This is a genomic window from Blastopirellula marina DSM 3645, from assembly GCF_000153105.1.
GTDB classification, from domain to species: Bacteria; Planctomycetota; Planctomycetia; order Pirellulales; family Pirellulaceae; genus Blastopirellula; species Blastopirellula marina.
On sequence record NZ_CH672376.1, the window covers coordinates 4012141 to 4027300 of the forward strand.

11 protein-coding genes are annotated in these 15160 nt (G+C 57.8%); all 11 read left to right on the forward strand.

What is annotated here, in order from left to right:
- Window positions 1–19: 19 nt before the first annotated feature.
- The 11 genes from DSM3645_RS17975 (at window position 20) to DSM3645_RS18030 (ending at window position 14731) form a co-directional block, all read left to right on the forward strand.
- Complete coding sequence (locus DSM3645_RS17975; protein ID WP_002653698.1) at window positions 20–736, forward strand: hypothetical protein; 717 nt, start codon at window positions 20–22, stop codon at window positions 734–736.
- An 84-nt stretch (window positions 737–820) separates the two neighbouring features.
- On the forward strand, window positions 821–1885 hold the full coding sequence (locus DSM3645_RS17980; RefSeq protein WP_002653699.1) for a methyltransferase: 1065 nt from the start codon (window positions 821–823) through the stop codon (window positions 1883–1885).
- Window positions 1886–2320: 435 nt separating this feature from the next.
- Window positions 2321–2836, forward strand: coding sequence for a sigma-70 family RNA polymerase sigma factor (locus DSM3645_RS17985; RefSeq protein ID WP_002653700.1), 516 nt, complete (start codon window positions 2321–2323; stop codon window positions 2834–2836).
- Complete coding sequence (locus tag DSM3645_RS17990; RefSeq protein ID WP_002653701.1) at window positions 2833–3825, forward strand: hypothetical protein; 993 nt, start codon at window positions 2833–2835, stop codon at window positions 3823–3825. The genes DSM3645_RS17985 and DSM3645_RS17990 overlap by 4 nt, the downstream gene beginning before the upstream one ends.
- A 48-nt stretch (window positions 3826–3873) precedes the next feature.
- The gene (locus DSM3645_RS17995; protein WP_237564850.1) at window positions 3874–6573 is read left to right on the forward strand and encodes a DUF1592 domain-containing protein; all 2700 of its coding nucleotides are present in this window, start codon (window positions 3874–3876) and stop codon (window positions 6571–6573) included.
- A gap of 11 nt (window positions 6574–6584) precedes the next feature.
- The gene (locus DSM3645_RS18000; protein WP_002653703.1) at window positions 6585–7886 is read left to right on the forward strand and encodes a DUF1552 domain-containing protein; all 1302 of its coding nucleotides are present in this window, start codon (window positions 6585–6587) and stop codon (window positions 7884–7886) included.
- Between the two features lie 144 nt (window positions 7887–8030).
- Window positions 8031–9053 carry a DUF1559 domain-containing protein gene (locus tag DSM3645_RS18005; RefSeq protein WP_002653704.1) on the forward strand — a complete coding sequence of 341 codons (1023 nt, stop codon included), beginning with the start codon at window positions 8031–8033 and terminating at the stop codon, window positions 9051–9053.
- Window positions 9054–9119: 66 nt separating this feature from the next.
- Window positions 9120–9599, forward strand: coding sequence for a carboxypeptidase-like regulatory domain-containing protein (locus tag DSM3645_RS18010; RefSeq protein ID WP_002653705.1), 480 nt, complete (start codon window positions 9120–9122; stop codon window positions 9597–9599).
- A 278-nt stretch (window positions 9600–9877) separates the two neighbouring features.
- Window positions 9878–11545 (forward strand): GntP family permease, encoded by a 1668-nt coding sequence (locus DSM3645_RS18015; protein ID WP_002653706.1) that lies wholly within the window; start codon window positions 9878–9880, stop codon window positions 11543–11545.
- A gap of 513 nt (window positions 11546–12058) precedes the next feature.
- A complete protein-coding gene (gene araD / locus DSM3645_RS18025) occupies window positions 12059–13789 on the forward strand; it encodes an L-arabinonate dehydratase (protein WP_002653707.1) in 1731 nt (576 codons plus the stop codon).
- A gap of 30 nt (window positions 13790–13819) precedes the next feature.
- Complete coding sequence (locus tag DSM3645_RS18030) at window positions 13820–14731, forward strand: dihydrodipicolinate synthase family protein (protein ID WP_040351949.1); 912 nt, start codon at window positions 13820–13822, stop codon at window positions 14729–14731.
- The last annotated feature ends 429 nt before the right edge of the window (window positions 14732–15160 follow it).

Here is a 15160-nt window from a genome sequence, read left to right on the forward strand (position 1 = left end):
CGCGGTATGGACTGTCACAATGCGCGTAACGCAGGCGACGGACCAAGTATTGAACGCTGCCGATGGCGTTCTTGCCGGCGTTCGGGAGCGCGTCGCGAAAGCCGAGGTTCACGTTCAAGCTCTCAAGATCACCTCTCAAGAGATCCAGGACGACGCCAAAACCTGGGCACAAGCAGAAGCGGCGGAACTGGTCGGCTCGCGGCTGGGGGTCGAGAAGAAAGCGAAGTTACTTCTGACCGAACTAGACCGCGCCGAACAATGGCTCGAACTGACTGAATCTTCGGTCCAACTGCTGCAGCAAGCGGCAGCAGCAAGTCAGTCGCTGGGCGTCTCCGTAAAAACCGATTCGGTCCACAATCTGGTCGAAGAGGTCGCAGAGATTCAAAAACAACTGCGCCAAGGGATCGAAATCGCAAACAACATCAGCCAGCGTGCCGCGGAGGTTGGCGAAGGGAAACTGACGGCCGACAAATCGGATCAGATCGCCAAGTTAGTCTTGCGCGTCGTTGCGACGCTAGGGATCATCGATTCTCGAATCCAAGCCGTTGAGACTCACTTAGCCAAAGTCGAGTCCATGCTGAAAGACTTAAAACAACAGGTCATCCGCTGGGTGAACCTAGCGGCAATCGGAGCCACAACCATCTTTGCTTGGATGGCGGCCGGCCAATGCGGCTTGTGTTTCCTCGGCATAAGCGGCCTTAGGCGGCGCCATCCAACAGTTGCGCCGCCCCCGTAAGACCACTGCGCCATCGACAGCGGGCGCTGCCATGAAATAATCCACCACCCCAGAACTTTCTTCGCTCCCCCGAGGCCCCAGAGCATGCAATCCAAGTCAACCAGCCGATCGCTGACGGAGCGTCCCACGACCGATCCGACTCCCCTTTTCGAGCATTTTCGCGGGATGCACGGCTCCGAATTGCTGACCGCTGCGGTCGCGCACTTCAATCTGTTTGGCCGGTTGAATCAAGCGCCGGCCGACATCGAGACGCTCCGCAACGAGTTGCAGCTAGAACTGCGCCCCGCGATAGTACTGCTGACCGCATTAAAGGCGATGGGGCTATTGAAAGAAATCGCTGGTCAGCTTTCCTTGACCGAGTTGGCGGCGGAGCATCTTGTGCCTGGCGGGGCCTTCGACTGCGGAGACTACGTCGGGCTGGCCGCACAAAGCCCCGGCGTGCTGTCGATGGTTCATCTGCTAAAGACCAATCGGCCGCTGGGAAGCGACGACGATGACGCCGGCGGCGCCGCGTTTATCTACCGCGACGGCATGAAGTCGGCGATGGAAGTCGAAGACTCGGCGCGCCACTTTACCTTGGCTCTGGCCGGTCGCGCCAAGAATGTCGCTCCCGCTTTAGCCGATGTGGTTTCGCTGAGCGATGCGAAACTTCTTCTCGACGTCGGCGGCGGCACCGGCATCTACTCGCACGCACTCTTGCAGAAGAATCCTCACCTGCGGGCCATCGTCTTTGATCGTCCTCAAGTTTTGAAGATCGCGGCGCAAATGGGCGAAGCATACGGCGTTAACGATCGTTGCGAATTTGTCAGCGGAGATATGTTCGCGGATCCGCTGCCAGAGGGCGCTGACACCATCTTGCTCTCCAACATCCTGCACGACTGGGATACGCCGCAATGCCAGCAGTTGGTCGACCGCTGCGCACAGATCCTTCCCCCCGGCGGGCGCCTGCTGATTCACGACGTCTTTCTCAACGACGCGTTAGATGGTCCGCTGCCGATCGCGCTCTATTCGGCTTCGCTCTTCTCCTTCACCGAAGGACGAGCCTACAGCGGCGCCGAATATCGCAGCATGCTGGAGTTCGCCGGTTTGAAGCCTAAGCCGATTGTTCCCACCTTGGTGCACTGCGGCGTTCTGGCCGGAACAAAATAACCACTTGGCTGAAAGGCCTCCCCTCTCTCGACTTTTCCAAGTGCGCAATTTTCCCGGTTGACCCCGATAGCTCCGCTGTCGGGGCGGAGCAGTCGTAGAAAGCATTGGTTCCCAGGACGCAGTTCAGGATCTTTCGCCATTTCAAACGATGCCCAGACCACCGCAGTAAGTCCGACCGCGGCTCGATGCCTTCGACCGACTTGCAGAAGCGAACTCGTGGAGCCGTAGTCTCTTCGCCAGACGTTAAAAGGGCTCGGTATAGAGTGGTGATCATCGACATTGGGAACCAGCGAAAATCTGCCGATGCTCAGTTCGATCACCACAACGCGCTACAAGGGAAAACACCGCCCCCTTCCCTTGATTTAGACAATTTTTGCTGGAATAAATAAAAACATTGGTAAGTCTGCGATTGCCCGTGTCATAGAGAAGTAACTCATGAACGAATTGACGAATCACACGCTGCGGGTACAGCAACTGTTTGTGCAGTACCAATCGCAGTTGAAAGCGTTTGCGCTCGTATTAAGCCCCAACTTTGTCCAGGCAGACGACCTGATGCAGGAAACCTTCCTGACGATTACCGCTAAGGCGCATGAGTTTGACCTGGAGAGTAATTTTCTGGCGTGGAGCCGAACCATCCTCCGCTTCAAAGTGCTGGAAGCTCGCCGCGCCGCAGGCGTTAAAACGGTCGATTACCTCGACTCGCTGGTCGCTTCTTGCCCCGATCAATGGGCCAACGAGGAGCGTCTGCACAAGCTGACCGAATGCATTCAGAATCTCGCTCCCAAGTCGCGTGAAATCATTTTACTTCGTTACCAAAGAGAGCATTCTCCTTCGCAAATTGCCGAGATGCTTTCGCGGACCGTGAACTCCATCAACGTCGCTCTCTCCAAGGCGCGGCTCGCCTTACGTGATTGCATGGACCGACAACTTCAGACCGAGAGTTCGCAATGAATGACCCCTACGTCGATCGGCTGATCCAGTCGTATCTGGATGATTCGCTTACCGAACAAGAGCTGGTCGAGTTTGAATCGATCCTCCTGCAATCCGAATCGGTACGATTAAGATTCTGGGAACTCGCCGAGGTCCACGGGCTGGCTCCGCAGGCCGTCGCCGCGCTGGGATTGAAACTGGAGAACGATGTAGTGACGCCAGCGCGTCGTCTTCCTGCGCCCCCATCGGCCGGCAATTTGTGGAGTCGCAAATTTTCGTTCATGCTTCTCCGACAATCGGGGCTGACCCTCGCCGGGGGCGTTTTACTGGGTGCTCTGATCTCGGCTTTTGCCTGGCCGGTTCGCGGTATGCCTGAGATGTCGACGCCGACTAGCTTGACGACGGAGAGCTTCGAGTCTGGTGCGTCGCCTGCGGTCGCAGGGATGCCCACGATCGCCGATCTCTGGAGCGGAGATTTCAGCGAAGTTGTGGGGACGCAACAAGGAGTCGTCCCCGCCGATGGCGAGAAGATGCTGCAAATTCTGCGGGCAGATTACGACGGCAAGCCCACGCCTGAAGGAAGCTATTGCGGCGACCTTTATCGCTTGATCGATGTCCGCTCGTTGCGAGAACAACTCGCGAAGCAAGGGACGATCGCGCATGCTTCGGCGTTGTTCGATATGTCGACGCAACCCGCAGCCGAGGAATATCGCTATAGCGTCCGAATTCTGGCCCTGACAACGGATCTGATTGCGAACCCGCAACAATTTGATCCCCTCATGATCGATGAATATGCGTTAGCGACGGCCCGACAGAACGTTCGGCTCGACAACAATCCCCAAACATGGGAGCTAGCGCAGTGCGAACTGCGATTACCTGCCCAAACCGATTTCATCTTGATTCATCTCGGCGTTTCCTATGGATACGCGGAAGACGACATCCGTCGAATTACGTTCCCTAGCCATTATGTGGATGACATCCAAATATCGCTATCGAATTACGCCCACTAGTTCCTGCTGCGATCCCTCCTGCCCAGACTTGATTCCAAGACAATTATGATGAAACCGCTTCTCACAACCTACTTATTCGCCGCGCTCTTTTTCGGGTCCGGATCGGTCTCCGCGACCGAGCTTCCCATCGTCGCGATCGAGCAGAATCAGTTCACGATCCTCGAAAAGCATTGCACCGACTGTCATTCCGGGACAGACGCCGAAGCCGGTTTCCGGGTCGATAACTTGTCGCTGACGATCGACGACAAGTTATCGGCGACGCGCTGGCAGAAAGTGCTCAACGCACTGAACTCGGGAGAGATGCCTCCGGAAGAAGAGCCTGCGATCGACAAAGCGGAGAAGGCGAACTTTCTGGAGCACCTGGCCAACAAGATGGTCGACGCGCGCCGCCTGCTGGCCGATCAGAAGGGGGAGATCACCATGCGGCGCCTGAATCGCCGCGAATATCGCAACACGCTGCGAGAACTGCTCGGCGTGCAAGCCAACGTCAGCGAACTGCCGGGGGACACGGGAACAGGAGCGTTTGATACGGTTGGTTCCAACTTGTACATGTCGAGCACTCAGTTCGAACAATATATCGCTTTAGGACGCGAGTCACTCAACGAAGCGTTTGATCGGCAAGCGGCCGCCGGCGTCGAAAAGAAGACTCGTTTTGAGACCGAGGAGATCACTCCCAAGGTCGCCAAATTTATTGAGTACCAAGTCGACGCCAAAGCGCGCGCCGAGAATTGGATCAAAGAGGTGGACAAAGCCGTTGCCGACCCAGCAAACGCCGCGGCGATCGAAGAAATCCGTGCAGGACCGCTCGGCAAGCACCGAGACATCCTCTACCGCAACTGGAAGAAGCTCAAAGGCGCTCCTGCTCCGGAAACGTTCGGATTTCAAACAGAGGAAGACAACGCCGACAAAGCCTTGGCGGCGTCGCGTCCCTTCCACCTTCCTTATCACCGCTATTATATGGAGCAACCGGCGATCGCGACCGGCGCCTACCTAGCCGCTTCCAGTGAGCATCCCTCAGTGCTCGATAACGCGACGATCAATATGCTGGTTCCCTGGGGTTGGCCCGTCGGCGACTATGTCGTTCGTTTCCGCATCGCGGCGACAGAACACGCGACGCCCGACCGGCGGTTTATTGAGTTTGGGATCAACCCGCGTCTGCAACAAGCGATCAGCGTGCATGAAGTCACCGGCACGATGGACGAGCCCCAGGTGATCGAGATCCCGCTGAAGTTCACGCGCGCCAATGCGGAACGCGCCAATCGCTCGCTCTACCTGCGTGAAAAAGGGACGCGAGACGACTGGGAGCAGGCGACCCGCGTCGCTAGAGAGGGACGCGATGAGAATAACGGCATCGGACGAAAGTTCGCTTTGTGGGTCGACTGGATGGAAATCGAACGCGTCCCCAACGTCGAGCAACCGCCCGGCGTCGCCGCGCTCAACCAACTTCCGCTAGACGACAAGTCGCCTGAGCCGAAAGACGCGGATCTCCGCGCCGCTTTTCAACAGTTCGCCGTCGAAGCCTTCCGCGGGGATGAGCCCACGCCAGCGTATCTCGACCAACTTGTGGAGATCTACCATTCGTATCGGCAGCTCGGCCAGAAGCCGAGCGACTCGCTCAAAGACACGCTGGCGATCGTCCTGGCGTCTCCCATGTTTCTCTATCATTCGGAACCGAGCGATCCGAACCAGCCGCGCCAACTGACCGATCGCGAACTGGCCAATCGACTCTCCTATTTCCTATGGGGATCTCCTCCGGATCGTCCGCTGCAAGACCTGGCCGACGCCGGCGAGCTGCAAGACCGCCAAGTCTTGGACCAGCAAGTGACCCGGCTACTTAACGACCCGCGTGCTGACGATTTTGTGGATGCGTTTACCTATCAGTGGCTCGGATTGGAACGACTCGACTTTTTTCAAGTCAATAAAAATCATCATCCGCGGTTTGACAACAGCACCCGTATGGATGCTTGCCGCGAGATCTATGAAACGGTCGGGCGCCTGCTTAAGAATGACGGCTCGTTAAACGAGTTGCTCGAAAGCGATCAGATCGTCATCAATGGGGTGCTCGCGAACTACTACGGGATCGATGGCGTGCACGGCGATTTCTATCGCCCGGTCACGGTGCCTGCCGATTCGCCGCGGGGCGGTTTGCTCGGCATGGCGGCCGTGCACTTGATGGGAAGCAACGGCGATACCTCGAATCCGATTGAACGGGGAGTCTGGGTGTTGCGAAAGCTGCTGCACGATCCTCCTCCTCCGGCGCCGGCCAATGTGCCGCAATTGGCGCGATTGTCCGGAAAACCGCTGACAACCGAGCAGCGACTGACCGCGCATCAGGAAGAACCTCAGTGCGCCAGCTGCCATCGCAAGATCGATCCAATTGGCTTTGGTCTCGAAAACTTCGACGCCGTCGGCATCTGGAGAACCGAGGACAGCTACCAGGCTCTCGACGACAACGGAAAACCGGTCGCCGATGGCAAAGTGACCTGGACGATCAACCCGGCCGGTAAGTTGCACAAAGGTCCCACGTTCGAGAACTACCTCCAACTACGCAGCGTCATCGCCGCGCAAAACGACGCGTTCGCTCGTGGGTTTACCGAAGCGTTGATTCAATACGCGTTGGGCAGACCCATCGGCTTTACGGACGCGACACTTATCGAGGATGTGATGAAGCAGGGCAAGCGGAAAGATTACGCGATCCGTAGCTTTGTCCGCGCCGTAGTTCACAGCACCGAATTTCATACGAAATAAAAGAGGGAAACATGTTTCCAACCAATAACGTTAGTCGTCGTCAAGTTCTGCGTTCCGCGACCGCCGTGATCGCGCTGCCGTTGCTAGAATCGTTCGGCTTTCGCCGCTATGCAAGAGCGGCCGCAGCGGCTGCGCCTCCCAAGCGTTTGGTCTTCTTGGGCTTTGGCTGGGGCGTGACGGAAGAGTCGTGGTACCCCGGCAAGAACACGCCCGGCGCCGACTACGTGTTGCCCGCCGGATTGCGTCCTTTGGAACGTCACAAAGCCGACTTTTCGATTGTGCAGGGGCTGCGCAACAAGTTTTCGGTCGAGGGTCACGCCGGCAGCACTTGGTGGCTGACCGGAGCCAACCCTTACGCACAAGCGGGACAAAGCTATTGCAATACGATCTCGGCGGATCAAGTCGCCGCCGACGAGTTTGGCCGGTACACGCGATTCGCTTCGCTGCCGCTCAACCATAGCGAGATTAACGATCAATCAGGGCACGGGCCTGGCCTCTCGTTGGCCTGGGATGCGAGCGGCAAACCGATCGGCGGAGAAAACGGTCCGCTAGCCGCCTACCACCGGATGTTCTCGAAAGATTCGGTCCCGCTTGAGCAGCGCCAACAACTGATCGCCCAGAAGCGCAGCGTGCTGGATACCGTCCTCGAGAATGCGCGCAGCCTGAAGCGGGGCCTCGGGCAAAACGACAACGAAAAGTTGGACGAATACTTCGACAGCATCCGCAACATCGAGACTCGATTGAGCAAAGACGAGAAATGGCTCGATCGGCCGCGACCTGATGCGCCGCTAGGCGAGCCTAACTCGACGTTGTCGGGACGCGACGAAATCAAAGTGATGTACGACCTGATCGTCGCCGCGTTCCAAACCGACAGTACGCGCGTGATTACCTATCGCCAGCCGGTTGCGACGTTGTTGAAGAGCCTCGGCAATAGCACGGCGCCGCACGACATGAGCCATTACCATTCGACGCGGGGTGAAAAGCTCGTTTGTTCGCAGCTCCGCGATCAAACGCAAAGCGCGTTACTGGCCGGTCTGATCGACAAGCTGAAAGCGACGCAAGAAACGGACGGCAGCAGTCTGTTTGATCACATCGCTCTGGCCTATGGCAGCAACATCCGCACCGGTCACGATTTGACCAACTGCCCGACCATCGTCACGGGGCGCGGCGCCGGAGTCAAACTTGGCGAGAACATTGTGGTCGCCAAAGATACGCCGCTTTGCAACGCGTGGCTGACGATGCTGCAAGGAATCGGCGTGCCCGCCGAGCGTCACGGCGACAGCACAGGCGTCATTCCCGAACTACAGAGTTGATCCATACCAGCCCCGTACTAATTTTTCAAACTCATAGATCCTCAGCTTTCAGGAGAAAGGAAAGCACTTCTCATTCATTCTCCTCAAAACCACGCTCGCAGTCGCTCCCTCTTTTCATCGACTATTTATAGAGAGCTTCATTCAATGAACATCCGTTATGCAAATTCCCGTTGCGGTTTTACGCTGGTAGAACTACTTGTCGTCATCGCAATCATCGGCGTTTTGATCGCACTGCTGTTGCCTGCGGTACAACAGGCCCGCGAAGCGGCTCGCTTGTTGCAATGCAAAAACCATCTGAAACAATTGGGGCTCGCAGTCCACAACTATCACGATACCAACAGCGTCTTGCCGCCGAACGCGATGGGACCGTCGGAGTCGGCCAATGGTGGCGCGGCCGGACGGTATAGCACCTTTGTTCGCTTGCTCCCCTACTTCGAGCAAACTGCGGCTTACGATACGATTGCCGCGAATCCTCAGAACGCGTGGAGTTCGGCCGGCGGCAATGGAGTTTATATCGCCACTCTGAGATGCCCGACTGCGCCTGAGGTAGATTACCCGATCGCGGGACTTCCATACACGAACTACGTTGTGAACATCGGAGATGTCTCGTTCAACATCCATCAAGTAGAGAGTGTTCGGGGTCTTTTCGGCAGCGGGGCTATCATTGCATTTCGCGATGTCCTCGACGGGTTGTCCAATACCGCGATGATGTCCGAGGCCCTTCCCTGGGAAGATGATGGCGGCGGACTCACCAGGAACGGCTATGGCGCCGTCTCGCGTGCCGATACGCAAAGCCCGGCAAATTGCAAGGCGAAGTGGATCAACAACCAGTTCACAGGCTATGCAACTGCGAACGCAGCCAATCGCGACCGAGCTCCCGGCGGACGCTGGAGCGATGGCATCGCAGGCATCACCAGCTTCAACACTACCCTCCCCCCCAACTCGGCCGTTTGCGTCGACCACGCTGGCAATCAAGGAGTAATGCCTCCCAAGTCCATGCACATCTCAGGCGTGAATCTCCTGATGGGCGATGCTTCCGTTCGATTCGTCAGCGAAAACATCGACGCCGGTAATTTGGCTCACCCCTCTCGTACGGGCCCGAGCAAGTCTGGCGTTTGGGGTGCATTGGGAACTCGTGCCCAAGGCGAAGTGGTCAGTGAATTCTAATCCGCGCACTCGCATGCCCGTTCTAGTTTTCGTTGCGACAGAAAAACACTCTCTAAGGATAGTCTCATGATCCACCGAACCATTATCGGCTTGATTCTCTGCGTGATGTCGATGATTGCCGCGGTGGGATGCTCTAGCGGTCAAGACAAATGGACCGCGATGCGTCCGCCGGTCTTCAAAACCCAAGGCGTTGTCCGCATGGACGGTCAACCCTTGCCGGGTGCGACGGTTATTTTCAGCACCACTACCGGAAATTACTCTGGCACAGCGCTCACCGACTCTGCCGGTAGATATCAGATGACCACCTTCGAAGACTTTGACGGCGTCACCGAGGGTGAATTTCAGGTCAGTGTAGAAAAGAACGATTGGATTGAGATCGGACCAGAAACAGGCGATCCCGAAGGCGGAACCTATCGACGGCCTTTAAAAAAGGTGCCGTTGACGCCCGCCAAATATCGAGACTTTGAAAAATCGGAACTGACGGCGATCGTCACTCCCGCTGGGCCGAACCAATTCGATTTCGACATCCAGTCCGATGCGAAGTAACGAACGCCGATCCTCACCAGAAGCAGCGTCGAGCGGTCTTCGCACTGCGCTGCCGTAGCCGCCAGACCCCGGTTTGCCTGGCCTCTTCTCTTCTGCTACGCTCTAGTCACCTTCCGGAAGCCATAAAAACTGACTATTTGTCAAAATTGTGGCGCCAAACCAGCTTAGCGCTATCTGTGCAGCCCAGTCGCCCCATGCAGATCGCCTGCCGGTACTCCCTCCCAGATTCGCTCTTCCCCGCTTCCCGCTAGTTTCCAAATGACTGGGCGTTGCTAAACATGTTTGCGATTGTCTTGGGAATGCTCATCGTCGTTTTCGGCGTGCTGTTCTTACGGTTGCATGCGTTCCTGGCCCTCTTTTTCGCAACCCTAGTCGTCGCCGCAGCGACCTCGGCTCACAGCGTGTCAGAAAGCGTGTTGCTCCACTGCACGGCGCAGGTTGACTCGATCTCGGGGCAGCAGCTTAATCTGTCGGAGGTCGGCAAAGACCTCGGCGCCCAGCCAGGCGCCTACTATCTAGTCGGCGACGTCGCAGCGATCGCGAAGTCCACTCCTCCCTTGGTTTGGATCGAGCGTTTCGAGATCACCGACGATTCGACCACCGCCTTTTTCGCCGAGGAGCTTCCCGCCGCTGCAAGCTTAACCGGCGCGCGACTTATTCCCCACGACGAGTACCAATACGCCGTACGGTTAGCCAAGACCAGCCCCATCAATCGCGTCGCCAACGCGTTGGGAGAAACGTTTGGCAAAATCGGCCTGCTGATCGCAATGGCGTCGATCATCGGTCAGTGCCTGTTGGCCAGCGGCGCGGCCGAGCGGATTGTCCAAGGTATTCGCCAGGCGATGGGCGAAAAGTGGACCGCGCTGGCGTTTGTCGTTAGCAGCTTCGTACTCGCGATCCCGGTCTTCTTCGACACCGTCTTTTTTCTCATGCTGCCGCTCGCGCAAGCGATGGCCCGCAAAACCGGTCGCGACTACTTGAAGTATGTCATGTCGATCATCGTAGGCGGATCGTTGGCTCACTCGCTGGTGCCGCCCACCCCAGGGCCGTTATTTGTCGCGACCGAACTGAACGTCAGCATCGGCGCGATGGCGATCGGCGGAATCGGCGTCGGCATCTGGGGCGTGATCGCCGGCTATTTTTACATGCTATGGGCCAATCGCCGCTGGCAAATCCCGCTGCGACTCGATCCGCCGGAAGCCGCGCCGCACGAATCGGCGAATCTGGACCAACAGCGCGAGTCGCAACTCCCCAGCTTCGGCTTTTCCATTCTGCCGGTGGTCGTCCCCATCTTCCTGTTGGGAATGAAGACCGTCAGCCAAACATGGCTATCCGGTTTCGACGCTCCCTGGATGCCGTTCTGGAATTCGACGATCTCATTTTTCGGCGACAAAAATATCGCGATCTCACTCGGCGCCGTACTCGCGCTGTTGACCTTGCTCGGCAAACCTCAGATGACCTGGGCCGGGCTCAGCAAATCGGTGCAAAAGGCGCTCAGCGAAGGGGGCGTCGTCGTCTTGATCACTTGTGCCGGCGGCGCGTTTGGCGAGATGATTCGCCAGACCAACGTCGGCGCAACCATCGCCCATTCCTTGCCTGCGTCAGTGGGCGGAACCGGCCTGCTCATCACGGCGTTTCTCGTCACCGTCATCATTCGCGTGATTCAAGGATCCGCGACGGTCGCCATGATCGCCGCGATCGGAATTGTCGTCCCGGTCGCGACGCAGATCGGCCTCCCCTTTCACCCGGTCTACTTGGCCCTGGCGATCGGCTGCGGATCGAAGCCGCTCCCTTGGATGAATGACAGCGGTTTTTGGGTGATCAGCCGGATGAGCGGTTTCACCGAACAGGAGACGTTAAAAACTTTTTCGGTCCTGCTAACCATCATGGGCGTCGTCTCGTTCTTGGCGACGCTCGTCTGTGCAGTCTGTTTCCCCTTTGTTTAACGCTAATTTTAAGAATAGAGAAACGCCAAGCCACGGATGAAGAACGGTAGACAGGGTCGCAACCAAGTCGAACGCCGTAACATTCGCCCGCTGCGCAAGCGAGGGAATCCGCTTGGCGATACCAACACAGATGGAAGTAGCGCCCCCATTCCCACGCGGGCGCAGCGGGCTAATGTTTTGTCACGTGACAATATTCGGGCGCCATTTTCTTATTAGCCGTAGTGCGTTAGCACCGGTTTCTGCCGGGAACTCATTTGCGAAAGACAATTGGTGACAGAAACCGGGGCCAACGCCGTGCGGCTGATTTCGTAGCAGCCGAGAATAGCGGTTTGACAGAACACTCGTGTCCAATCGGGTCGAAATAGCGAAACTTCAAAACTTGCGCTGGCGGGCGACGAAGAGCCGCGTTCCACGTCTGTTTCTCGACGCCCCAATAAGACTAAGATAGGCATTGCTCCGAGTGTGATTCCCTGCGTGATTTGTTTACTTTCTTTCCGTTGAAATGTTCCTGCGATGCCTCCAGAACCCTCTGAAAATCGAGAACTAAATAGCAGCCGCTGGTTTGCCCCCGACAGCCTGCGCGGCTTTGGGCATCGCTCACGTCTGAAAGGGATGGGCTACGACGACGAAGACTTTCGCGGCAAGCCGGTTGTCGCGATTCTTAATACGTGGAGCGATCTTAATACTTGCCATTCGCATTTCCCCGAACGCGTCAAAGAAGTCAAACGCGGGATCTGGCAGATGGGCGGTTTTCCGGTCGAAATTCCGGTGATGTCGCTCGGCGAGATGATGATGAAGCCGACGACCATGCTCTATCGCAATCTGCTGGCGATGGAGACCGAAGAAGTCCTCCGTTGTCACCCGATCGACGCCGCGGTCCTGATGGGCGGCTGTGACAAAACAGTCCCCGCGATGATCATGGGCGCGATCTCCGCTGATCGCCCGGCGATTTTTCTGCCGGCTGGCCCCATGCTAAAAGCACGCTGGAAAGACCAGACGCTGGGGAGCGGCAGCGACGCTTGGAAGTATTGGGACGAACGCCGCGCCGGCAACCTGTGCGATGAATCGTGGGGACAGATCGAGAACTGCATCGCCCGCTCGGCAGGCACCTGCATGACCATGGGGACCGCTTCGACCATGTCGGCGATCGCCGAATCGATGGGCTTCACGCTGCCGGGCGCATCATCCGTACCGGCCGTGATCGCCGAACACTCGCGTCTGGCCGTCGCCACCGGCAGACGCGCCGTCGAAATGGCCCTCACCGATCTGCGGCCTTCCTCCTTTTTAACGCCGGCGTCGTTTGACAACTCGATCGTCACCAGCATGGCGATCGGCGGCTCGACCAACGCAATTGTGCACATCATCGCGATGGCCCGCCGCGCCGGCATCGAATTGACGCTGGAGCGTTTTGACGAGCTCTCGCGTACGACGCCGGTCCTGGCCAACATTCGCCCTGCCGGCAAATTTTTGATGGAAGACTTTTTTGACAGCGGCGGTCTGCCGGCCTTGCTGAAAGAACTTGGTTCGCACATCGACGGCACGTGCCGCACCGTCAACGGCTTTACCCTGGCCGAAAACGTCGCCGCCGCCGAAGTGATTGACGCCGACATTATTCGCTCGCTCGACAATCCCATTTCCGCAACCGGCGGCACGTTTGTCCTGCGCGGCAACCTGGCCCCGTCGGGCTGCGTCATTAAACCGACGGCGGCCTCTCCGCGACTGCTGGATCACACCGGCCCCGCGGTCGTGTTTGACGACTACGCCCAACTAAAAGCGCAGCTCAACGACCCGGCCTCCAATATCACGGCCGACTCGGTGTTGATCTTGCGAAACGCCGGCCCTCAGGGAGGCCCCGGTTTTCCCGAATGGGGAATGCTGCCGATTCCCGATCACCTGCTTAAACAAGGGGTCCGCGATCTGGTCCGCATCTCCGACGCGCGGATGAGCGGCACCAGTTATGGAACCTGCGTTCTGCATGTCGCTCCCGAAGCGGCCGTCGGCGGGCCGCTGGGGCTGGTCCACAACGGTGACCTGATTCAGCTGAATGTCGAGCAGCGCAGTCTGAACCTGCTGGTCGATGAAGAAGTATTGGCCGAGCGCCGCAAAGCGTGGTCGCCGCGCGAGGCCCGCTACAAACGCGGCTATGGCGCGATGTTTCTGAAACACGTCACCCAAGCCGACGCCGGCTGCGATTTTGATTTTCTCCATCACGGCGCTGACACGCCGGATCCCGATATTTTCTGAGACAGCTACCCTCAAGGAACTTGATTGGCCATGGATACCCAACCCATCACCGCTGCAACAATTTCCCGTTCCGTCTGGGCGGTCCCCTCAATGGCGCGATCCGCCGCAGGCGCCCTGGATCGCGAAGAAAACACGAAGATCATCCGCCATATCGAACAAGGGGGGATCTCGACGCTGCTGTACGGCGGCAATGCGATTTTCTATCACCTGACGCTTGCCGAATATCGCACGGCGCTCGAGCTAATCAGCCAGTGCGCCGCCGCGGATACGCTGGTCATCCCGGCGATCGGCCCCGCCTACGGAACGATGCTCGATCAGGCCGAGATCCTGCAAGACTTCGACTTTCCGACGGCCATGATTTTGCCGCAGCGGGATGTCGTCTCGTCGGCCGGCATCGCATCCGCCGTGCGGAAGATCGCCGAACGACTCGGCAAGCCGATCGTCCTGTATCTCAAATATGATCGCACCGTGAGCGTCGCAGACGCCGCCGCGCTGGTCAACGACGGGCTCATCTCGGCCATCAAATACGCCGTCGTCCGTGAAGACTACACCCAAGACGACTACCTACGCGAGCTCACCGACAAAGTAGACACTAGCCTGATCCTCAGCGGCCTCGGCGATCAGCCGGCGATCGTCCACATGCAAGACTTCGGCCTCGGCGGCTTCACCACCGGCTGCGGCTGCGTCTTCCCCCAACTCTCGGTCGCGCTCCTCCAAGCGATTCAAGCCAAGAAGTGGGACGAAGCGGAATCGATCCGCGAACAATTCCTGCCGCTAGAACGCCTACGAGATTCGCTCGGCCCCATCAGCATCCTCCACCGCGCGACAGAGCTAGCCGGAATCGCAAAAACGGGCCCGATTATTCCGCTACTGTCAGAGCCAGACGACGCGATCAAAACCCGGATATCGGCGGCGCTGCAGCAGATGAGTCAGGCGAAGTAGCTTGTTAAGCCAGAAGCGTCTAACGGGGCGGAAGCCCTGGGGAGTGCCGCAAGCAGTTCAAGCTAGATTGGACTGCTTGCTGAATTATTGGGCTATGTTCTGCTTGTACGCATCAGAACTGCCGGCCCTTCCAAATGGTTCTCCGTAAAAATGAATTCGTGGTCGTAGTCGACCAGTGACTCAATCACAGCGGTGATCTCCGCGTGCGCGCGTTCCAAGTTCAACTCTTCATTGCACGCAGGCACGAGGATCGAAAATCGAAACGATTGGCCTGTCCGTCATTCGAGGTTCCCGAGACCTGTGGCAAGATTAGCGTGACTGAAATCTATTGGAGGGCCCGGAATCTACTTGAAATGCAGGGTTTTGGGCAACCTCAGTTTGCGGGATTTGAGGCGCCACTTTTTTTGGGGAGCCACCGCCAGACTAAAC

Excerpts from the sequence above, each read along its gene's own strand:
- DSM3645_RS17995 (WP_237564850.1), top strand. The coding sequence starts at position 3,874 with ATGAAACCGCTTCTCACAACCTACTTATTCGCCGCGCTCTTTTTCGGG.
- DSM3645_RS17990 (WP_002653701.1), top strand. The coding sequence starts at position 2,833 with ATGAATGACCCCTACGTCGATCGGCTGATCCAGTCGTATCTGGATGAT.
- DSM3645_RS18000 (WP_002653703.1), top strand. The coding sequence starts at position 6,585 with ATGTTTCCAACCAATAACGTTAGTCGTCGTCAAGTTCTGCGTTCCGCG.
- araD (WP_002653707.1), top strand. The coding sequence starts at position 12,059 with ATGCCTCCAGAACCCTCTGAAAATCGAGAACTAAATAGCAGCCGCTGG.
- DSM3645_RS17980 (WP_002653699.1), top strand. The coding sequence starts at position 821 with ATGCAATCCAAGTCAACCAGCCGATCGCTGACGGAGCGTCCCACGACC.
- DSM3645_RS18010 (WP_002653705.1), top strand. The coding sequence starts at position 9,120 with ATGATCCACCGAACCATTATCGGCTTGATTCTCTGCGTGATGTCGATG.
- DSM3645_RS18005 (WP_002653704.1), top strand. The coding sequence starts at position 8,031 with ATGAACATCCGTTATGCAAATTCCCGTTGCGGTTTTACGCTGGTAGAA.
- DSM3645_RS17985 (WP_002653700.1), top strand. The coding sequence starts at position 2,321 with ATGAACGAATTGACGAATCACACGCTGCGGGTACAGCAACTGTTTGTG.
- DSM3645_RS18015 (WP_002653706.1), top strand. The coding sequence starts at position 9,878 with ATGTTTGCGATTGTCTTGGGAATGCTCATCGTCGTTTTCGGCGTGCTG.
- DSM3645_RS17975 (WP_002653698.1), top strand. The coding sequence starts at position 20 with ATGCGCGTAACGCAGGCGACGGACCAAGTATTGAACGCTGCCGATGGC.
- DSM3645_RS18030 (WP_040351949.1), top strand. The coding sequence starts at position 13,820 with ATGGATACCCAACCCATCACCGCTGCAACAATTTCCCGTTCCGTCTGG.